The sequence below is a fragment of the Tindallia californiensis genome (assembly GCF_900107405.1).
In the GTDB taxonomy this organism is placed as follows: domain Bacteria; phylum Bacillota; class Clostridia; order Peptostreptococcales; family Tindalliaceae; genus Tindallia; species Tindallia californiensis.
This window is the reverse complement of the sequence record NZ_FNPV01000006.1, coordinates 1-20,966: the sequence shown is the minus strand read 5'-3', so window position 1 is coordinate 20,966 and position 20,966 is coordinate 1. Positions and strand designations below refer to the sequence as shown.

Genomic DNA, 20,966 nt, shown 5'->3' with positions numbered 1-20,966 from the left:
CAAATACCTATTGAAATGGGAGGTAAAACGAACTGAGTGGCGGGAATAAGATGTTAGGTGAAATTGGCAACTAGAGCTAAACATACACAAGCATATGGTTCTATATAAAGATATTATACGAAAAGGATGAGAACTAGGAGGAGTATAATGATATTTAAACATTTAACCATCAAAAATTTCAGGAATTTTAAAGAAGTAGATATTGATTTAACTAATCGTAACATAATTTTTGGCTTAAATGATATAGGAAAGAGTAATTTTTTGGCCGCATTAAGATATTTACTTGACAGAAACTATAGAAGAGATGGATTTGTTGACTCTGATTATTATAACAAGGATACTTCGGAAGAAATTAGTATAACACTTACAATTCAAATTGATGACAATGAAGATGACTCTGATAATAAGAAAATATTCAAGATGATGAAAGGTGCAATTACATCAGATGCTGAGGTTGTATTCATTCAATTAAATGCTACCTATGACAAAAATAAGTTAGTGGGAGAGCCTAATCTGTTCTGGGGAATTGATTTGAACAATTTGGAAGATATTCCAAGTAAACAACAGTACTTTGAATTGGATAAATGCATTAATGTAGTCTATATTGATTCGTCCATTCAGCTTGAAAGCACCTTCAAGAAATATTCAAAAGAAATATTCAAGAAAGAATCTAGTTTAACTGACGAAGAAAGAGAAGATTTAACAACTAAAATAGAAGAACTTAATGATAGTGTGGGTGATTTATCTGCAATTAAGACTTTTGAACAAGAGATAGTTGAGGAATATAAAAAATTTAGGGATGAACAAGGATTTAACGTAACTATTAAATCAGAGATTGAAGTAAGTAACTTACATAGTAAACTAACTCCATATATTTTGAATGAAGTATGTGAAACATACCCAACAGCAGGTGATGGTAGAAAGAAGATATTAGCATATACTTTATTAACTTTAGAAAACAGAAGGCAAGAAGAAGAGAAAATAAACATCTTTTTAATTGAGGAAATTGAAAATCATTTGCATAGGTCAATGCAGATTGCACTATCTTATCAGATTTTTTCAGATGAAGTATTCAAGTACTTATTTATGACTACGCACTCTTCTCTTATTGTTAGTCAGATGGATGAAGTAAACTTGATTAAGCTATTTCAAGACTGTTTAGTAATTGGAAAATCTCATACTTATGTAGTTCCTGAAGAGTATAAGAAACTGAAGCAAAAACTAAATCAGAATTTGACTGAAGCCATATATGCAGATGTTGTTTTGCTAGTCGAAGGACCATCTGAAAAGATTCTATTTGAGAGAGTACTGCACGATAAATGTCAAAGATATGAAAGTCTTGGGGGGTATATCCTTGAGGTAGATGGCATTAACTTTAGTGAATACTATAATATTTTAACCTATTTAGGAATTAAGGTTATCGTTCGCACTGATAATGATTTGCGATTTAACAAATCAAGAGGTGATGTCAATTTACTTGGAGTGAATCGTTGTTTATCTTTAATCTCTGAAGATTTAGTAGATAATCTTCAAATAAATGATATAGATGAATATGAAGCTGAAGAAGAATATCGAAAAGATGTTAAGCGGGAAATATATGATGACCATTATTCAGAGAAAATTGATAACTTAGTAATGAGTAATATCTATTTATCTAGAATTGACCTAGAAAATGATTTATATGAAGCAATCCAAGAACGGATGGATGATTTTGCGAGTTATAATAATAGTTCAAAGAATGGTATTGATTACCTTCAAGAAGCCAAAATGAAGCATATGATTGGATTATGCAAATATATGGACATTAATGATATCGATGTTATTTATAATCATGACCGCTTTGAATGCATTAGAGAGTTGGTGAGCTTGTGTTGCCAATAGATAATGACATTAGAGAAAAAGTCCTGACTCAAGAAGGGAATGTTGTTATCAGTGCTAGTGCTGGGACAGGTAAGACATATACAACGGTAATGAGAATCAAAAGAGACTCGAAGGAGAATAAGACCTTTCAAACTTTTGCAGCGATAACTTTTACCAGAAAAGCAGCTAAAGAAATTTCAAATAGACTTGGACCGAATCGTGGAGATGGATTTGTTGGAACTAATGATAATTTTGTTTGGTCAGAAATTATTCAACCATTTATGTATGATATCTATGGCACTGATTTCAAAAAAGATATTAAACCTGACTTCAGCAATGAGAATCAGATTAGTGACTTTAATGAAGGAGTTGCAAAGATTCAAAACACACAGTTTATGTGTAAGTACAATGACAATAAGAAGAACTTTGCTTTTCAGTTAGCATTGGAGATAGTGAAGAATTCTCATTCAGCTAGAAGATTTATGAAAGCAAAGTACTACAGAATATATATAGATGAATACCAAGATAGTGATATTGATATGCATAAGTTTTTTATGTATTTATGTGACGTACTTGAGATTCCGCTATTTATTGTTGGTGATGCAAAACAGTCGATATATGGTTGGAGAGGTGCATACAGTAGGGGCTTTACTGGATTGTTTGAGAAAGAAAGATTTACAAGATTTGTGTTAAGACATAACTTTCGCTCTAACAAAGCAATTCAGAACTACTCCAACATATTTATGGATTCAGTAAGAGAATATTATCGACCAATCGATTTTAATAATGAAGTAATCCTGTATAAGTATACTGATAAAGATGATGCCTCTTACTATATTAAAGAATGGCTCAATTTAGACGAGAAATGTGCAATGTTAAATTTTAGTAATGATGATGCGAAATCATGGTGCGAAAGACTTAATGCTACAGGACTTGATTTTGTTTATATTCCGAGTTCGCCTCTTGACTATGCAACTATGGAGAGTGAGCATATTTGGATAGCTAGAAGTATAGCAAACTTTATATTAAAGCATAGGTATAGTGAGTACGATTTTAGAGATGAAATACCAATACCAGATGACTTTAAAGTATTTATGCTAAAAACGAAATTGAATATTATTAAGGACAGTATTGAAGAAAACGAGGTTTTTTATGGTTGTTGTTATAGTCTATATAACTATTTGGGGTACGATATTGTAACTGAAAAAATAGAATATGAAGTTGAGCTGTTATATGATGTTGTAATAGATGAGAAGTATGTAGCGACATATAACCAAGATAGATGCAAGCTTACATCAGGGACGATTCATTCCTCAAAGGGATTAGAATTTAATCAGGTTATAATAAATGCAGTAAATTATGATTTTGAGAGGCCTGATATAAAGTTTCTTCACTATGTAGCTGTTTCAAGACCAGAAGAAAGGCTTTTGATTTTGGCAAAAAATGAATACATCAAAAAAAGATATTTGGGGCATATCAATCATGCGGTATTAAGTACTTCTAGTTTAGGTTTTGATATTGAGATTGAAAATGTTATAAAGGTTATCAAGTAGCTTTTAATAAATTACCATGGATACTTCTGTTACCAACATCACCTAACAAAATATCTCCATTCGCTACGCACACCCCTTCACTGGGTGCAAGCACCGCCAAGGAAGAAGGGCTTCGTGGGTCCAGTTCAGGAGCGTCGGAGATACGGAAACGTTAGATGAAATTAAGAGCTAGTAGGAGGTTAATTATGAAATGTCCATATTGTAGCATTGAATTTCATTATGAAGAGTATGGTCAATTATCATATCAGTATGAAAACAAGGAAATAAAAGGAAAACTTAGTGGATATGGAGTTTCTACTTGTTTTTGTCCTTCATGTGAAAATCTTATTGTTCAGTTTGTTGAAGGAATATATGTTTCGGACCAATATAGAACTGAAATTGAAGAGCCATTTATTAATGCCAAAATAATATATCCAATGAATTCAAATGGCATCATTTTACCACCAGAAGTTCCAAGTAAATACAAAACCGATTTTGAAGAAGCCTCTGTTGTTTTAAGTATCAGCCCCAAAGCTAGTGCTGCATTAAGTAGACGATCACTTCAAAAATTTTTACATGAGCATTTAGGTATTAGGAAGAAGAGCTTGGCTCAAGAGATTGAAGAGTTTACTACTTCACAGTCATTACCTACATATCTTTTAGAAGCAGTTGATGCAATAAGGAATATAGGTAATTTTGCTGCACATCCATTAAAGGACACTAATACAGGGGAAATCATTGATGTTGAAGTTGGAGAGGCAGAGTGGTTATTGGAAGTATTAGAAATGTTATATGATTTTTATTTCGTACAACCTTTAAAATTGCAAAGAAGGCAAGAAGAATTAAATCAGAAGTTAGCGGCATTAGGAAAACCAGCTATGAAGAATACTTCCGGTGAGAACATCAGATAACACGACTATTACCTAAATCACTCTGATGTCACAGCCCTTGCGGGGCAAGGGCAGCGCTACTTTTGCCCTAAGGGTCAAAAGGAGTGACTTCGGTAATAGCGGGAACGTTAGGCGAAATATTTAATTAGTGTAACTAGCTAATGGAGGAAGTGATTGACTATGAATAAAGTATTTGTTGAAAAGAAATATGGATTCAATACAGAAGAAGCACTAGAATTATTTTTTAGATTTAATAATACGATTGTAATTTCTGAAAATGATTATGTTTCTATGGGATCAGATAATGGTCATTATGATTCTAGAGTGGTCAATTTAGTATCAGAAATTGAATTACAAGAGTTTTATGGAGTCCATGAAGCGAATAGATATTTAAGAAGTGAAGTGCTATCAATTCAGAATATAATTACTTTTATTACAGGAATACCTTTTCTTGAGTATTCTGGATATGAGAGCTGTAGTACCGTTATTCCCAGAAGTATTGAATTAAAGCCGACTAAATTTATATTTGATGACAATGATTATACATTAGCTTTAGAAAAGTTAATCCAGAAAATCAAAGACGATACTCAATTATCGATATCATTATTGGATAGATGGCGAAAAGCCAGTTATTTGTCAATTGAAAGTAATGATGCCAATCTATATCATGATGAAGCTATACTTGGATATTTTCACATAATTGAGATGATTTCTGAAATGTTTAGAGATGAGTTGAAGGCCAAATTGACAGATGGAATCTTCAATCAAATAAACTCATATTATGAAGAAAATTTACATTATAATGCTACTCAGATTAACGACAAACTTAAAAAAAATAGGAACATAATTAATGAGTTGTTTATTGACAGTGAACTTTCCATTTCACAGAAGTGTAAGTTTGTACTAACAAAGTATGAGCTACTGGATGATGTAACTAGTTCGTTTATTGATGAATTAATAGGAACACGCAATTCAATTGCACATGGCCGTAAGTCATACAATAAAAATGCGTTGTGGCCAGTCTCACCATTTTTTAGTTTGTCGCACAATTCTTATGAGTGTTTAGATGCTCTAAGTATTTTGTCAGCAAGATTAATAGATTGTTATTTTGAGACTGATATTTGGAAGGAAAAATGGGAAGAATGTCATAGTTTCCTATTGCCAAGTAGAGATATTTTGAATAATTTTCTGAAACATCCAAAGGGATTCACGGGTGTATCTGTAGATTCATTGTTTCAAGGCAACGCATACAATTTCACATGGGATTCTTTTTTTTACTACTATGTTCAGGAACCAAGAAAGTTTAACCTTGAAAGGATATGTAATGCGATTAAGGATATGTACTTGTCTATAGAATATAATGTAGAGAACTCAGAGCAACTATTTAATATTTCAGTGGTACTTTGTGATTCCTGCGATAGAGATGTAAGTAATTTCGCAAGAAAGATTGTGGTGTTTTGTGTTGATAAAAAACTATTTCCATGGGGCAATAAGAAGGATATATATGGTTACCTTGAATATCATGGTCTTGAAATTCCATGGTATAAAGACTATCTATTAAAGTGATTTGAAAGCTTCCATAGAATGCATCGTCTAACAGTGCATTGCCGGCTCCGCTCCGACCCAAACCTTTTCGCTGGGAAACAAGCTCCACCAAGAAGTATTCCTTTGGGGTCCAGATCAAAGGCTTCGGCAATGCGAAACGTTATCTGAAATTCTTTCTATTAGTAACGAAGGAGTGTGGCATATGTTAGATAAATTAGTTTTAATTGAAGGTGCATACTTTTATAATCGCGTTAAAAGAATTAGTAAGACGATGGTTAATGACATATTTGTGGAGATTTCAAAGAATAGAACGGGCAACTATGTTGAAAAGTTAGTAAAAGAGAAAAAAATAATTGATGGTAAGGACATTGTTTTTTCAATTTGCATGTTCAAGTATGAACAACTACCAACTTTTTTACACAGTGTATCAGATAGAGAATTGAAATATGCATATGCATTAATTGTAGAATATGATGACTATGTAGTTATTTCAAAGAAAAACGTTAGTGGCCTTGAGAAACTGCTAAAATTCAGAATTGAAAGTTTGGATTATGGAGTAATCTCAAAACTGCTTGTTGATGATGATACTATGTTTGAAAAAATGACTATGAATAATATGGACGTGTCAGATAATGTTATTAGACGAATCAATGTGGAAGCATTAAATTTGAAAAACAGTTATTCGCCTTTTGGCGCAAATAGAGCTATTATAAATAACATGCGAATTAAGGAAGGTGAAGAGAGATATACGTTATCCTTAAATACTTCGCGTATTAATAAAGTAAGTAAAAAATCGGATTTCACGGGTTTTTGTCAATGGATTATTTCAATAGTTGAGAAACTAATTGGATTTGTTCATCATAATAATTACTTAGATCACTTTGCTAAACCACTAAGTTTTGAAGATAATATTAGTATTCTCGAACCAAGCAATATACTTATGCTCGTCACTGAGCTCAAAACTGAAGATATAGTGGATGGGCTATATTATATGAAGGGGAGTAAAAAAAGAGAGATTTCTCTTAATCGGATTCTAGATCAACTTGAAACTGTAAAACCTATAACAAAAACTGTTGAAGGAAAGAAAACGTATTACAACATAGATAATAAATTAGATAAATCACTTAGGTTAAAAATCAATAGTAAATCAATTTCTATTCATTCAAGTAAGCTATCAAACATTATAATTTTGATGAGTAACGGGGAAGAAATTAATCTATTACACTATTTAAATAAAAGGCACGAATTCATTATTTGCTTTGACAATATTGACATTGTATATAAGAATAGGAAGTTATTCAAAGACAGCCAGTTACTGGGTAATCTAGATTATTTTATGAGCGTTTTTATAGAGTTTCCAGAGTTAGCTTCAATAACTTCAGAGAAGGGAAAAGTGAAAGCTAGTTCTGTCAAATTCGATTCAGACTGTTTGTTCGGATTTGTTGAAGAAAAATTAGCTGTGAATGATGATTACATTATTTGTGATGATCTAGGAAACGAGTGGGCAGATCATATAAGCGTACGTGTTGGAGAGTCAATTAACTATTTTCATAGTAAGCATTCTAACTTAACTTCTGGGGCATCAAGTTTTCATGAAGTTGTATCTCAAGCACAAAAAAATATTGGAAATATATTTGCTACACAACAAGATTTAGAGCGAAAGAAAGAAAAATGGAAGAAAAAATATAATAAGGATAAAGTGAGTTCTGGCATTGAGAGAACTCGTAAAGGAGATCTATCCAGTTTCACTGGTGATTTTGTGTGTACTAGTACAACTCCTAATACCAGAAAATGTGTATATCTTGTTATTGATTTTATATCTAAGAATGATCTTATTACAGAGGTGAACATATTGAAAAAGGGCATTGGAAAACCTAAGAATGAGACAATCCAAATTCTTTGGTTATTGTCCTCACTGATTTCGAGTTGTCAAAATTCAAACGTCAATGTATATATTACATGTCAACCATAAAAAGAACTTCAGATAACACAGCAACTCCCAAATATGACCCTTGCAATGACGGTAATTATCAAGAAAGATGTCGCATTTTCTAACTAAAATTTAACTGAGAAAACCGTGCGTTTAAGTGAATATAAATTAAGTATCGATGTGCTCCTATACAAATAAATAGTTTTCACGAAAGGTTGCTTATGATGTCTTTACGGCTTTATCTTCCTCCTTTTTCACTGGTTCAACCAGACTCTTTCCGGCAAAGTCCACTCTCTTGCTTTTTCAAGGGTGCTGCTCAGCTCGTAATCGATGATCTTGCAGCTATACCAATCAATGATGACAAACTCCAGTTACTTCCAGGGTCTATATCAGTCGCACCACCTTATGAAAAGCTCCTTGGTGATTTACGGGGGCTTATGCACGTAGAATAAACATTCAGCATCGACTTGTGTATGAAGTTATTCAAGTAAACGGTTAAGCTCATTAGTAGGTGGTCACATAATGAGCTGTAATAAAGAAAAGGGGCGAAACTATTTGCCACATTCTCCGTAGACTATGTAGAATATTGTTAACAATACCTATGAAAGCGGTGATATTATGAATAGTAAGAGACAATGGTTTTTAGGTGGTGTCTTTATTCTTCTCGGAGGTGTGTTACTGGCCAATAATCTTGGCTATACAGACATATCTGTAGGATGGATTTTCAGAAACTTTTGGCCCTTATTACTGATTTATTGGGGAGCTTCCTTTCTCATGGAAAGAAAAGGAACCGGCGGATTGGTTACAGGTCTTCTGTTAAGTGGACTAGGAATCATTATTCTGGGAAATCGGCAAGGCTGGTTCGAGGTGGATTTTTCCATCTTTTGGACTTTCTTTTGGCCAGTGGTTTTGATCCTGATTGGAATAAACTTTATTAAAGGACCAAGAATGTTTGGCACTAATAACATGGCAATTTTGAGTGGAATTGAAAAAACCAAAGCTGGTTGGGACTTTGAGGATGGAACCTACTGGGCAATCATGGGAGGCGTTGAGCTGGACTTGAATAAGGCCAGACTGGAACCGAAAAGAGAGTATCACCTGTTCTGCAATGCTTTTATGGGTGGCATCGAAATTACACTACCTGAAGATGTTACAGCATACTGTCAGGGCACGGTGGTGCTGGGTGGTTTGGAAATGCTTGGTGATGAAACCGGTGGAATATTCGGCACTCAGAAGGTGGAACAAATTTCTGATCATCCGGATGCTTCCATTATTCACATTCACAGCCGTGTGACAATGGGCGGCATCGAAATTCAGAGTCGATAATGTATCCTGGCCCAAAAGAGAGATGAAATAAGACAGTCTTGATTTCACAATGAAATTCGGTAAATAAGTGATGAACGAATGGCGGATCGTGTTTGAAGGCGTTTTGTCAAAACATCGGAAGAGGCGGCAGCGGATGAGTTTTGAGAAAGTCATTATACATGGAAGTGATAAAATGGTAGGAGGGGAAGGAATGGGTGAAGAGAAAACCATTACCCAGCATGTTGGTGTGGATTTAGCAGAACTATTGGCGGATAAAATTCTTGGTGTTTATGAAAATTTTCCTAGGCAAGCTTACGTCAATGCTGTTAATGAAAAATGTGGGCATTTAAGTTACTCGAAACGTATTGAGCTGCATGCAGAAGAACTGTACAATGCACTGCCAAAAGACTATGAAACGGCAATTCGCATTCTTGTTTCCATTTTAGGGGAAGAAAATGAAAAGGAAACCGGTATGTTTTCTGAATTTTACTGGATACTACCGATTGGAAAATACGTCGAAAAGTATGGTTTGGATCATTTTGATCTTTCTCTGAAGGCCATCGAAGAAATTACAAAACGAAATACCGGTGAATATGCTATCAGACCTTTTATCAGAAAGGAGCCGGATCGATTAATAAAAACAATGACAGAATGGGCAACGTCAGAAAACTTTCATTTAAGAAGATTAGCAAGCGAAGGGTTGCGACCAAAACTTCCCTGGGCCACCAAACTGGATACTTTTATTGATAATCCACAACCGGTATTTACTATCTTGGAACTGCTAAAAGAAGATCAGGTGATGTTTGTTAAAAAGTCGGTGGCAAACCATTTGACGGATTGGCTTAAGGTCAATAAAGAGCCGACAGCGAAACTGATAAAACAATGGCGTAAGTCAGAGGATAAACATACAAAGTGGATCATCAAGAGGGCTACCAGAAAAATAGCTATTTGATCAACGTTGCTTAAGCCTGTTCCAGAGAAAACTCCATTAGGAAGTTTAATGAGAAATAAAAAAATCTGCCTCCCTACCAGGAGATCAGATTTTTTTTGTTTCGTGAGTTTCTTTGTTCATTTCTTTTGTGAGAAAAGGTAATAAGAGGCGCTGTACATATTTTTCAGTAGCCTCCGTTAGAGAGTATTCACCGTCATGTAAACACCAATCATAAACCAGACCTCGTATGGTTACAAATAAAAAGCGGTTGATTTCTTCAACATCACTAGAGGGTAGGATGTCGCCTTTTGCCTGGCCTTCTCTTAAAATATCAGATAATACGTTTTGCATGGCCCGTCCCTTGGTAGAGAAAAGATTGTTTTTTCCAGAGTAAAGTCTTTTTACAAAATCGATTCCTCGTTCGGTATTATACGCTGCATAATAATGGAAAAACAGCAGGATCTTTTCTTTAGTAGTACCTTCCTGTAATCTTGCTGCTACTTCTGTTTCAAAATAATCATCAGCCATCTTGAAAATACGGAACATAATATCATTTTTTGATTGGAAGGCATTATAAAAAGAACCTACTGATACGTTAGCATCTTTGCAGATATCTTCAATGGTAATGTTGTCAAAACCGTGTTGTTCTATTAAAGCAACAGCGGATCGGTAAATCGTGTCTTTTGTATTTTGAGCTTGAATTTGGCGTTTCGTATATTTCTTTTTCATTATTCTCCTCATTTTTCTGCCAAAGATTGTTTAATCAATAGCTTTTCTGAAAGGATGTGTATTGGACTTATATTATAGCAAACAGAAGATACTCTGTAAATGAAAGGGCCTGTTTTCCCGGAGTAAAAGAAAATATTGATGCGAGATATTGACGTAGGTTTAACAATAATTTATAATGAATTTGTTCGGTGAATATATTCAGTGAATAAATTCATTAAATGGAAATGAGGAGGAATAACCATGTATACAAAAAGAAAGGGCTTGGCCGTTTTGCTCTGCTTATTGCTTGCTTTTACTCTGATTGGTTGTCAAAGTGATTCAGCCGAATCAGGTCAAAGTGATGAAGGTGCAGAAGCGTTATTTACAGCAGGGACTTATATCGGTGAAGCAGATGGTCACAACGGACCAATTGTTGTTGAAGTAACGGTTTCGGAATCTGAAATTACGGCAGTGGAAATTACGAGCCACAACGAGAGTGCAGGCATTACGGATGCCGCTCTGGAAAGAATTCCTCAGGGTGTGTTAGACAGCCAGTCCTTAGCCGTTGATGCGGTTTCTGGTGCGACGGTTACAAGCGATGCGATTCTGGAAGCGATTACCGATGCATTAAGTCAGGCTGGTGCTGATATTGCAACTCTTCAAGTAGCTGGAGAACGAGAAGCAAAAGAAAGCGTAGCGATTGAACTCACCACAGATGTGGTCGTTATTGGCGGTGGTGGTGCTGGATTAGCGGCGGCTGTCACAGCTCACGACCATGGTTCGGAGGTTCTTGTGTTGGAGAAAATGCCTCGTCTAGGTGGCAACACTATATTATCTGGCGGTGCTCTTAATGCTTCTGAATCTCCGCGACAGGAAGCACAAGGGATTGAGGACTCAGTGGAGCTTCATTTTACCCAGACTTTTGAAGGAGGAGATGAACTGGGAAATCCTGATTTAGTTCAAATCCTTGTCGAAAATGCCTATCCTGGTGTTGAATGGCTGGAGAGTATGGGCATGGAGTTTGAAGAAGAGGTGTTTACCGTTCTTGGTGGGTTATGGCCTCGGGCACATAAACCTTCAAAACCATTGGGAACCGGATTTATAGAAACGTATCAGAACTATATTGACGAACATGACGGTATTGAAGCAATGCTGGATACTGAAGTCCTGGAATTGGTTGTGGAAGACGGGGCTGTGGTAGGTGTCATTGCTAAGGGACTGGATGGAGAGGTAGTGGTTCATGCCAATAAAGGCGTTGTGTTAGCGACTGGTGGATTTGCCATGAACAATGAGATGTTAAATGAGTTTAATAAAAGCTGGCCGGATCTTGGTGACGTAATGAGTACCAATCATCCAGGTGCTACTGGTGACGGTCATGTAATGGCGGAAGCCATCGGAGCCAATTTGATTGGTATGGAACACCTTCAATTACTTCCTCTTGGAGATCCGAACTCTGGAAGCCTTAGTGGAAATATAGAGCAAGGCGTAGAAAATCGAATTTTTGTCAATAAAGATGGGAACCGGTTTGTCGATGAAGGGGCAAGACGGGATGTTATGACAAAAGCTTTACTGGAGCAGGAAGATGCATGGTTGTGGGTAGTGCTGGACGCAAAAAATTATCCTACAGAGGAAACCACGAATAATTTTAATGAAACCATTGAAGAATTGATTGCTCAGGAAAGAGCCTTTAAGGGAGATACTCTTGAAGAATTAGCAAAACAGATTGATGTGGATCCTGAAAACTTAGTTAAGGCCGTTGAAGAATTTAACCGGGTAGTAGAAGAAGGAGGACCGGATGAGTTTGGACGAACTCTTTTTGATACACCTATAGATACACCACCATTTTATGCAGGACCACGAGTTCCGACAGTTCATCACACCATGGGTGGAGTGGAAATTAACGAATATGCGCAGGTAATCAGTGCTGACGGAAGCATCATCCCTGGTCTCTATGCAGCAGGTGAAGTAACCGGAGGAATTCATGGAAGTAACCGGTTAGGCGGAAATGCGTTGGCCGATATTCTTGTCTTTGGGCGAATTGCAGGAGAAAGTGCAGCAAATCAACGTTAATACCGTTGAAAATGGAAGTTTTTAGTGCTTCCTCCCCCTTTTGCAGGATCTCCTGTGAATGCTTATTGGCGGATATCATTCATTTATAAGCAAAAACAAAAACATCACCTCCTGTTACAAACAGGAGGTGATGTTTTCTGTTGTCGGTATCCCACGTTGCGGTCAACACCATTGGCCAAAAAAACGGAACACTAACTGACTGGATAGCTGGAATATTCAGTAGGAGCATGATCAGTAGCATCAGAACCGGAGATTTAAATGGATGGTTCGCAGAACTGTTTCCACAGGGAAACATCTCGCTTTCCTTGTTGGTAGCCTAAGGAATAACTTCGTTTTAACTTAGTGTAATTTTTTTCCATGTTAGAGACGGGCATTTCGTCTGGATAGACTAAAAAAGCTTTACCATCTCGTTGTAAATCTTCTAATTCTTCCAGCGTTTGGTTGTAAAGCTGATGTCGATGAAGCATTGCTTCCGCTACTTGCGGGTAGTTTCGGTAGAAGGTTTTGGCAATGCGTTTATGCTTCACAGGTGCTTTGCGATACCCCTTAGGGCGGGTCAAGATAACAAAAAAACGGTTATACCCGTCCTGCTTAGCTACTTCCAACGGGATTCCTCCACTTAGCCCACCATCAACATACGGAACCTCCTTAAAAATGGCAGGGGGCATAAAGATGGGCAAGGAAGAAGAGGCTCGGACAATTTTCATCAGATCTTGCAATGACTGGATATCCTGTCGTGAGAAATATTTCATCATGCCAGTCTTCATTTCAAAAGCTCCAATGCGAAGCTGAGCCGGATTGCGATTGAACTGTTGAAAATCAAAGGGAAGTGCGGCGTTCGGGTAAGGTGTTTTTTCATAAATATACTGTGCTCGAAAATAGCCCTCGCCTGTCAGGAAAGATTTCCAGCCGCCAAAATGAGGATCTTTTACAATATCCACAAAGGATCGCTTGCTCCGCTCTTGATCTCTGGAAAGGTAATTGACACTACAACTGGCTCCGGCAGAAATACCGGCCACATAATCAAAATACAGATGATTCTCAAGTAAATGATGCAATAAACCAGAAGAATAACTGGCACGCATGCCGCCGCCCTCAAAAATAAGAGCGGTATCTTGTATGTTATTTTTAAGAGGTTGATTTGGGATCGTCACATTGTCAGCTCCTGTTAATCCTTAATGATATAGAAGGTTCCTTAGAACAAGCCTAGGTGTTTTGAGGATACTCCCTTGCTACTTATTGGTTGTTTATATTCCTTATGATCAGTATAGCATATGAAACGCAGTATGTTAACGTAACCGGCTGAGCTATAGCCATTGGGACACAGGTAGACGCCGGTAAGAGTCAAGGCTTTGATGGATATAGTAGCGTAAGAACAACGCTTGTCATGCTAATCACAATGTGGTAATCTGATTGCTGGAAACACTGACGACACCCTGTAAAATAAAGAAATTGTCTGAAATTATCTGAAATTATCTGAAATTATTTGAAATGAGTGATTTGATGAAGAAAAAAGACATACAACTGCTAATGATTATTCTAATTGTTTCGATCATAGGATTAGCAGGGGCAAGGCTTAATGCCAGTGAAAATGCAGCGACGTCACAAGCTGTTATTTTTTTGAATGATGAAGAATACGTAAGGGTTCCTTTGGAAGATCCTCAAGTGATAGTGATTGATCAAGGAGACAAAACAAATGAAATCCAAGTGACCCAAAAGGGAGTTTCTATGCTTTACTCAGACTGTTCAAGTCAGTACTGTTTGCAACAGGGAGAAGTGACTTTAGAAAATATGGATCAGCGATTTTTAGGGGCGTGGATTTATTGCTTGCATAACAAGGTGTCGATTCAGTTACTTAGAGGTGAGGAATAATGAGGGCACACAAAATAGCTGTGTTAGGAGTATTGACAGGGGTAGCGCTTATTTTAGGTTACGTAGAGCGGTTAATCCCTGTTTTTTCAGCCATGCCAGGCATTAAGCTGGGTTTATCAAATACGGTATTGCTATATGCTTTATACATCATGAACTGGAAAGAGGCTATGACATTAATGGTATTAAAAGTAGTTTTGAGTGGCTTGTTATTTGCTGGACTGTCAGGAGCCTTGTATGGTTTTTCTGGTGGATTGCTAAGTTTGATGTTCATGATCCTTATACAACGGAGCGATGGTTTCAGCATTGTAGGAGTCAGCATGGTAGGTGCTGTTTTTCATAATATTGGTCAAATAGGGATGGCCATGCTTGTTGTCCAGACGAAGGGACTTCTTTTGTACCTGCCGGTACTGATCATATCAGGAGCAATTACTGGTATGTTAACAGGAATGATTGCACAAAACGTACTGAAGGGATTAAAAACGTGTCACCCATAAGCAGGCACAGTAGCTTCTGGTGCGCAGGTTCATCTATTGGTGGTTATTTATCCTTCAAAAGAAAAGCATATAGGGAGGCTGGATGATGAGTTTTTCAATTGGTCAAGTATCTCGGATTTTTGGTTTTACTCGTCAGGCGGTACGATTCTATGAAGAAAAAGGCCTTATCAGTCCAACAAAGGATAAAAATGGATGGCGTTATTACGATGAAGACGATATTGCACGATTGATCAGTGCGCGAAAGTATTTGGCCATGGGTTATAAAATTACAGAGGTGGTAGAACAATTTACAAATTCAACACCGGAATCCATCGCTAAGACTTTGGATGAAAAACATAGGATGATGAGCAAAGAGATAGAACGTTTAAAGGTTTTAGCGGATACGGTAGATGATTATCGTGGAAAGATAAGGCAATTGAATCAATCGATAGGAGTCTTTTCGATTCGCTACTCACCGCCTTTATCTCTGTTTTACAGCCAGCCTGATAATCAACTGCAAGATGAACGAATACCGGATACCATGGCATGGGTAGATGCACTGCCTGTTTCAAAAATAACAGCTTTTTACCGTGTTAAGAAAGACAATCAGTATTTTATAATGGAACGGCAACACAAGGGCTTTTCCATTGAACAAACTTATGCCGATCAATATGGCTTACGCCATTTGGAAACAACCCAGTTTCTTTCCGGACAGCTTTGCGCTAATGTTGTGCTGACGGTACAAAGTAAAGATATCGCATCTTTGCATGTTGAAAAAGATGCGTTATCTTTTTTTGAAGAAATAGGTCTGGAGATAAGAGGTAATCCCTGGGGACAGATTATCTTCTCGGATTGCAGACAATCAAAACCAGGGGCAAAGAGGGTTTATAGACAATATATTGACTTGTGGATACCCGTGAAAAAATCGAAATAAATCAAATCGAAGCAGGTTGTTTTTTAGGGATTGACTATCAAGCTGCTTGATAGTGTATAGTGTTAATAGTTTGACAAGCGCTTTTGAATAAAAGCATAGATGACATGGCCAGCATCTTACTCTGTTGTTCAAGCAAAAAATCAAACAAAAAATACAGAATTTAATCACCAAAGGAGTGGACAGTCAATGAAGAAGGCAATAAAAATTCTTTCCTTTTTTCTCGTATTATGTCTTGTAGGATCCATGGCAGGATGCGGTTCTCCAGAAAATAAGGATGCGGGCACTGAAGTTGGTGGGGATAGAGAGATTACGTCGATGAATCCCGGAGAATATGTAGTAGAAGTAGATGGATATAAACCGATGAAGGTTAAAGTAACACTTGGTGAAAAAGAGATCGAGAAAATAGAAGTGATTGAACATGAAGAAACGCAGGGAGTTTCTGATGTTGCACTGGAAGAAATTCCAGAGGCTATGGTGGCTCAGCAAAGTGTAGGCGTTGACACGATCACAGGGGCAACGTTGACAAGCCAGGGAATCATCGATGCTGTCCGACAAGCCATTGAAGAAGCAGGCGGGATCGTTGAAGAATTTGAGTTGGGGACAGCAGGAGAAGAGCAAGTTTCAACAGAGGTACGGCAACGCATGAGTCATGGAGAGGTTCCGGATACGTGGGATATGACCTATGACGTTGTAGTGGTAGGCGGCGGATTTGCCGGCTTAGCGGCTGCTTACAGTGCTACAGAAAATGGAGCAGAGACACTGTTAATTGATAAAATGCCAGTTCTGGGTGGAAACTCACAAATCAATGGTGGCGTATATGCTTCCTATACCAGCAGCATTGCTGATGAAATGTATGAAGCTTTAGGACTTGAACCCGATACGGCTGAAAAGCATATTGAAGATACTATTGTTGGTGGAGATTATTTAAGTGATGAAAAATTGGTGCGAAACTTTGTTTACGGTGCTCCTTTCTTTCTTGATATGATGCTGGAAAATGGGCTGGAGGTTCGAGAGTCCATTACGCGACCGGGAGGTCATTATGGATATCGCACCTATACCACTATTAATGGAGTGGGTGCTGATATTGTGCAAGTACAGAAGGATATGTTGGAAGATACAGATGCTACCATTATGTTAAACACAGAAATGACTGGAATCTATCGTGAAGGCGGAGAAACTGGACGGGTGGTAGGCATTGAAGTTAAGACAAAAGATGGGGTTAAAACCGTTCAGGCAGAAAAAGGCGTTATTCTGACTACCGGCGGATTTGGCGGCAATGTGGAAATGCGTTCAAAACATGTACCGTCATTAACGGCCGATATTCCTACTACCAATCATGTAGGAGCTACCGGTGAGGCCATTACCATGGCACAGGAGTTGGGAGCAAATACCATGCATATGTCCTATATTCAGCTATATCCTTTTGCAAACCCTAATAACGGTGTTTTGGATGCTTATGCTGTTATTCCTTTCAGCGGTCCTAGTTCCGGGATTGTTTATGTTGACGAATATGGACAGCGTTATGTGAATGAAGGTGAAAGACGGGATGTATGCTCTCGGGCAGCTCAGGAAAGTGGCGGATTCCCAACCTTCTCTATTTTTGATCAGGAAATTGTCGAAAAAGGTGGGTTTATTTCCGAAGAACAGCTGACCGGAGGAATTAAGGATGACCGTATTTTTAAGGCCGACAGTCTTGAAGAGTTGGCACAAATGATTAACGGACACCAATATGCTGATCACGCTGTTAACATGGCGGCAGAAGCATTAGTGGAAACCATCGAACAACATAATGGATTTATCGATGATGGTAATGACCCTGAATTTGGCAAAGTAATTGATCAAGGAATTATGATGAAAATAGATCAAGGCCCATATTACGCTATTCCTCAATGGCCGTCTGTTCATCATACCATGGGTGGCTTGACCATTACAGAACGAACAGAAGTACAAGATATCTGGGGCGAAGTGATTCCTGGGCTCTATGCTGCCGGCGAAGTTACCGGAGGTGTTCACGGGACTAACCGATTAGGATCTAATGCAATACCGGATGCAGCCGTACACGGTTATATTGCCGGAGAAATTGCTGTAACTGGTAAAATGCCAAATTTTATTCCAGAACAATAGAGAAAGATAAGTGAAGCGAAAAAATCAATAGATACACTGAAGAAAACCTGCTGATTGTCTAGCAGGTTTTTTGCTTGTTAAAGGTGACTAACTCAGAGAAAGGTTTCTTTGACGGGTTTGGGGATAGAGATAGTGCTTGCATAATACTGGTTCAAAGGGGTATGATCTAAAAGAAGCCATTTAGCTTGATGGATTCAACCCGTAGGATCACATTTCAAATGGGAAGGATGGAAAAGAACAGCGATGAAAAAATGGATGAAAACAACGATGCTGGTATTGGTAGCATTGATTTTAGTTGTAACGACTGTATTAAGTATTAACCTGGAACTGAATTTACGGCTTCGTAGATGGGCACAGTCTCTGCCGCTTTTGGGCGCCTATGAAATTTACGAGAGATCGCCTCAGGTCATGTATCTGGGCAAAAAAGGGGTTCAGATAGAGCCTCATACGGAAGAACTGTTAACCCTAAAAGGCGAAACAGGAAAAACATACTTTAATGTTTTTTGGCTTCGGGATTCTCTGTATACCCATCATTATGATGAAGGAATAGGCCAAACCAATCTGGTGGGTCCAGATGCTTTTATAACCGTTGCTGATACAGGTGAAATCACCGTTAATGGTACCCTTCAGGAAGCAACCATAACACCAGTTCACCTGGAAGAAAGTACATTCTTACCTTACGAAGACCTGAAGAATTTGGATATTTTTGATGACTTAGGCCTTCGGAGAAAAGAAGGAACAACCAGCGGTCATGTGATTTTCATGAACGATTATCTCCCTTACCAGGCATTGCAATTAGATTCTGGGCAGCTTGTTTTTGAGAATGAAGAGAAAATGAATGTTTATCGGAGCAGGGTCTTATCTCTGGAACCATACCTTAAGTGGCGCACCTTTCGGGAACCTGCCCGCATTCTGGAAAAATCCTCTGGTGGACGGGCGCTGGCCTACGAGACAGAGGGAGATTATATTACCATTGTGACGGAAAAAGGCACCCTTGGGGTCATTCGGGAAACAGAGAACCGCCTTGCGTCCATGGAGACCTTACAAAACGCCAGATTACCGGAATGGAAGCCACCACTGGAAGAACCCCTGATGCTGGTGTGGGAAGCTGTATATAGCCGAAATCCTAATGTGGATACCTTGCCGGAAATGCCGGGAGTGAACGTGGTATCGCCTACCTGGTATGCGTTGACGGATGAGGAAGGAAGTGTTTCTTCCATGGCATCAGATCAGTATATTCGTTGGGCCAGAGAAAATGGGTTTCAAATCTGGGCATTGGTTTCCAATGAATTTGATATTGACCGAACCCATGAATTTCTTAAAAGTGCCGAAGCTCGAAAAAATTTCATTGACTACATGATCAGTGAAGCACTTACCAAGGGATATGAAGGAATTAACCTGGACTTTGAAAATGTTTATAAAGCTGATCGAGATCGACTAACTCATTTTGTTAACGAAATGGCCTGGGAAATGAGACAGCACGATTTAATCCTGTCGATGGACGTTACCATCATGGGTGGCAGTGATAATTGGTCAAAATGTTACGATCATGCTTATTTAGGAAAGATTGTGGATTATTTAGTCATTATGACCTACGATGAACATTGGGCCTCCAGTCCAATCAGTGGTCCGGTGGCTTCTTACCCTTGGGTGAGGCGGGGGATGGAGGAACTGGCAAAAGTGGTAGATTCAGAAAGATTGGTATTAGGACTTCCTTTTTATACTCGTGTCTGGAGAGAGCGGCCTTCCACGGAAAGAGCCAATCGGATGGTGAATCGATCAACAGCGATTGGAATGCAGGCACAGGCAAACTTTATCGAAAATAATGAACTTACGCCTATATGGGATGAAGAAGCAAAATTATATTATGCCTCCTTTATTGATGAGGAAGACGTTGTGAAAATCTGGATTGAAAACGCTGAAACCCTTTCGATTCGGGCGAATTTGGTTCATGAACTGGAACTGGCTGGTGTAGCTGGTTGGCAAAGAAGCTTCGCTACGGAGGAGATATGGCCGGCACTACGTGATGTCGTCTTTCAAAGGGCTGATCAATGAGCAGGGTTTTCACAAGATGGAAACTTGAGGTGAAAAAGCGGAAACTAAAGAAAGGATGGTGGCGATGGGAAGGAGTATTTTGCAGGGTGGCATCCAGGAAATTGTGAAGATTAAAGAAGAGGTAATGGAGTTAAATGAACGCACTCAACAAAAACAAACTTTGCAGGAAAAAGAAATAAAAGCAGAAAAAAGCATTTCTCAAAAAGAAGATGCCATAGAAGATGAAATTAAAAAGGTAACGAAACAACGGAAGGCACAGTTGGAAGCAACTTTTGATGAACAGATTGATAGCCTTACAGAAAAATTGAAAAAAGTTGAATCTAAAAGAGAAAAAGCAAAAAAGAAGGCCATGCTTCAGCGGGCTGATGAAGAAACGGCTGATTTTAGAAGTGAGGCAGAAGAACTGCATTTAGCCGGAAAATCAGTGTTCAAACAGGAACATATCCCCGGGCTATATAACAATCGACTGTTTTTTGCTCTGTACTTTCCACAGGGAATGGGAGATATAGGGATTATTATCCTGACCCTGGCGATTACCTTTTTTGCCCTTCCTTTTGGGTTGTATGACATTCTTTTTGAAAGTGGAGGGATGCTATACCTGGCACTTTCCTATATATTGGTTATTTTAGTGTTTGGTGGTCTTTATTTAGTGATAGGAAAAACAAAGTATAAGCATTTAGAAGCTCTGAACAGAGTGAGAAAAATGCGGCGAGAAATAGAAGAAAGCAAAAAAAGAC

16 protein-coding genes are annotated in these 20,966 nt (G+C 38.1%); 14 read left to right on the top strand and 2 right to left on the bottom strand.

The genetic code is table 11. The annotated features are described in order from the left end of the window. Positions 1-147: 147 nt before the first annotated feature. From BLV55_RS09220 to BLV55_RS09185, 7 genes are all read left to right on the top strand, one after another. Positions 148-1,881, top strand: coding sequence for an ATP-dependent nuclease (locus BLV55_RS09220; protein WP_176968347.1), 1,734 nt, complete (start codon positions 148-150; stop codon positions 1,879-1,881). Beyond that, positions 1,872-3,413: a UvrD-helicase domain-containing protein gene (locus BLV55_RS09215; RefSeq protein ID WP_176968346.1), complete on the top strand. Its 1,542-nt coding sequence runs from the start codon at positions 1,872-1,874 to the stop codon at positions 3,411-3,413. Before BLV55_RS09220 ends, BLV55_RS09215 begins: the two co-directional genes overlap by 10 nt. Before the next feature lie 185 nt (positions 3,414-3,598). Then, positions 3,599-4,303, top strand: coding sequence for a DUF4145 domain-containing protein (locus BLV55_RS09210; protein ID WP_093313667.1), 705 nt, complete (start codon positions 3,599-3,601; stop codon positions 4,301-4,303). Positions 4,304-4,462: 159 nt separating this feature from the next. Continuing rightward, positions 4,463-5,848 (top strand): MAE_28990/MAE_18760 family HEPN-like nuclease, encoded by a 1,386-nt coding sequence (locus tag BLV55_RS09205; protein WP_093313665.1) that lies wholly within the window; start codon positions 4,463-4,465, stop codon positions 5,846-5,848. A gap of 181 nt (positions 5,849-6,029) precedes the next feature. Beyond that, positions 6,030-7,799, top strand: coding sequence for a hypothetical protein (locus tag BLV55_RS09200; RefSeq protein ID WP_093313663.1), 1,770 nt, complete (start codon positions 6,030-6,032; stop codon positions 7,797-7,799). A 576-nt stretch (positions 7,800-8,375) separates the two neighbouring features. Continuing rightward, positions 8,376-9,083 carry a LiaI-LiaF-like domain-containing protein gene (locus BLV55_RS09190; protein WP_143033185.1) on the top strand — a complete coding sequence of 236 codons (708 nt, stop codon included), beginning with the start codon at positions 8,376-8,378 and terminating at the stop codon, positions 9,081-9,083. A gap of 133 nt (positions 9,084-9,216) precedes the next feature. Beyond that, a complete protein-coding gene (locus BLV55_RS09185; protein ID WP_207646065.1) occupies positions 9,217-10,014 on the top strand; it encodes a DNA alkylation repair protein in 798 nt (265 codons plus the stop codon). Between the two features lie 84 nt (positions 10,015-10,098). Here BLV55_RS09185 and BLV55_RS09180 read toward each other — a convergent pair whose 3' ends face one another. Next, positions 10,099-10,722, bottom strand: a complete 624-nt coding sequence (locus BLV55_RS09180; RefSeq protein WP_242870087.1) for a TetR/AcrR family transcriptional regulator — start codon at positions 10,720-10,722, stop codon at positions 10,099-10,101. A gap of 240 nt (positions 10,723-10,962) precedes the next feature. On the opposite strand from BLV55_RS09180, the gene BLV55_RS09175 reads away from it, so the two are divergent. After that, positions 10,963-12,771 (top strand): flavocytochrome c, encoded by a 1,809-nt coding sequence (locus BLV55_RS09175; RefSeq protein ID WP_093313659.1) that lies wholly within the window; start codon positions 10,963-10,965, stop codon positions 12,769-12,771. Between the two features lie 254 nt (positions 12,772-13,025). On the opposite strand, the gene BLV55_RS09170 is transcribed toward BLV55_RS09175, so the two are convergent. Then, the gene (locus BLV55_RS09170) at positions 13,026-13,925 is read right to left on the bottom strand and encodes a patatin-like phospholipase family protein (protein WP_242870086.1); all 900 of its coding nucleotides are present in this window, start codon (positions 13,923-13,925) and stop codon (positions 13,026-13,028) included. 349 nt (positions 13,926-14,274) lie between these two features. Here BLV55_RS09170 and BLV55_RS09165 point away from each other — a divergent pair, with 349 nt between their 5' ends. From BLV55_RS09165 to BLV55_RS09140, 6 genes are all read left to right on the top strand, one after another. Further along, positions 14,275-14,643, top strand: a complete 369-nt coding sequence (locus tag BLV55_RS09165; protein WP_176968345.1) for a NusG domain II-containing protein — start codon at positions 14,275-14,277, stop codon at positions 14,641-14,643. Beyond that, positions 14,643-15,137 (top strand): Gx transporter family protein, encoded by a 495-nt coding sequence (locus BLV55_RS09160; RefSeq protein WP_093313655.1) that lies wholly within the window; start codon positions 14,643-14,645, stop codon positions 15,135-15,137. Before BLV55_RS09165 ends, BLV55_RS09160 begins: the two co-directional genes overlap by 1 nt. Positions 15,138-15,222: 85 nt before the next feature. Then, on the top strand, positions 15,223-16,050 hold the full coding sequence (locus BLV55_RS09155) for a MerR family transcriptional regulator (protein WP_176968344.1): 828 nt from the start codon (positions 15,223-15,225) through the stop codon (positions 16,048-16,050). A 186-nt stretch (positions 16,051-16,236) separates the two neighbouring features. Next, positions 16,237-18,174, top strand: a complete 1,938-nt coding sequence (locus BLV55_RS09150) for a flavocytochrome c (RefSeq protein ID WP_093313651.1) — start codon at positions 16,237-16,239, stop codon at positions 18,172-18,174. 243 nt (positions 18,175-18,417) lie between these two features. Beyond that, positions 18,418-20,229 (top strand): glycosyl hydrolase family 18 protein, encoded by a 1,812-nt coding sequence (locus BLV55_RS09145; RefSeq protein ID WP_093313649.1) that lies wholly within the window; start codon positions 18,418-18,420, stop codon positions 20,227-20,229. Between the two features lie 64 nt (positions 20,230-20,293). Next, the coding region (locus BLV55_RS09140; protein ID WP_330386602.1) for a hypothetical protein at positions 20,294-20,966 on the top strand (673 nt) is incomplete at its 3' end.

Bases quoted from the DNA above. Each gene is read 5' to 3' on its own strand.
- BLV55_RS09205 (WP_093313665.1), top strand. From the start codon at position 4,463: ATGAATAAAGTATTTGTTGAAAAGAAATATGGATTCAATACAGAAGAA.
- BLV55_RS09185 (WP_207646065.1), top strand. From the start codon at position 9,217: ATGAGTTTTGAGAAAGTCATTATACATGGAAGTGATAAAATGGTAGGA.
- BLV55_RS09150 (WP_093313651.1), top strand. From the start codon at position 16,237: ATGAAGAAGGCAATAAAAATTCTTTCCTTTTTTCTCGTATTATGTCTT.
- BLV55_RS09155 (WP_176968344.1), top strand. From the start codon at position 15,223: ATGAGTTTTTCAATTGGTCAAGTATCTCGGATTTTTGGTTTTACTCGT.
- BLV55_RS09180 (WP_242870087.1), bottom strand. From the start codon at position 10,722: ATGAAAAAGAAATATACGAAACGCCAAATTCAAGCTCAAAATACAAAA.
- BLV55_RS09200 (WP_093313663.1), top strand. From the start codon at position 6,030: ATGTTAGATAAATTAGTTTTAATTGAAGGTGCATACTTTTATAATCGC.
- BLV55_RS09210 (WP_093313667.1), top strand. From the start codon at position 3,599: ATGAAATGTCCATATTGTAGCATTGAATTTCATTATGAAGAGTATGGT.
- BLV55_RS09165 (WP_176968345.1), top strand. From the start codon at position 14,275: ATGAAGAAAAAAGACATACAACTGCTAATGATTATTCTAATTGTTTCG.
- BLV55_RS09220 (WP_176968347.1), top strand. From the start codon at position 148: ATGATATTTAAACATTTAACCATCAAAAATTTCAGGAATTTTAAAGAA.
- BLV55_RS09175 (WP_093313659.1), top strand. From the start codon at position 10,963: ATGTATACAAAAAGAAAGGGCTTGGCCGTTTTGCTCTGCTTATTGCTT.
- BLV55_RS09145 (WP_093313649.1), top strand. From the start codon at position 18,418: ATGAAAAAATGGATGAAAACAACGATGCTGGTATTGGTAGCATTGATT.
- BLV55_RS09160 (WP_093313655.1), top strand. From the start codon at position 14,643: ATGAGGGCACACAAAATAGCTGTGTTAGGAGTATTGACAGGGGTAGCG.
- BLV55_RS09190 (WP_143033185.1), top strand. From the start codon at position 8,376: ATGAATAGTAAGAGACAATGGTTTTTAGGTGGTGTCTTTATTCTTCTC.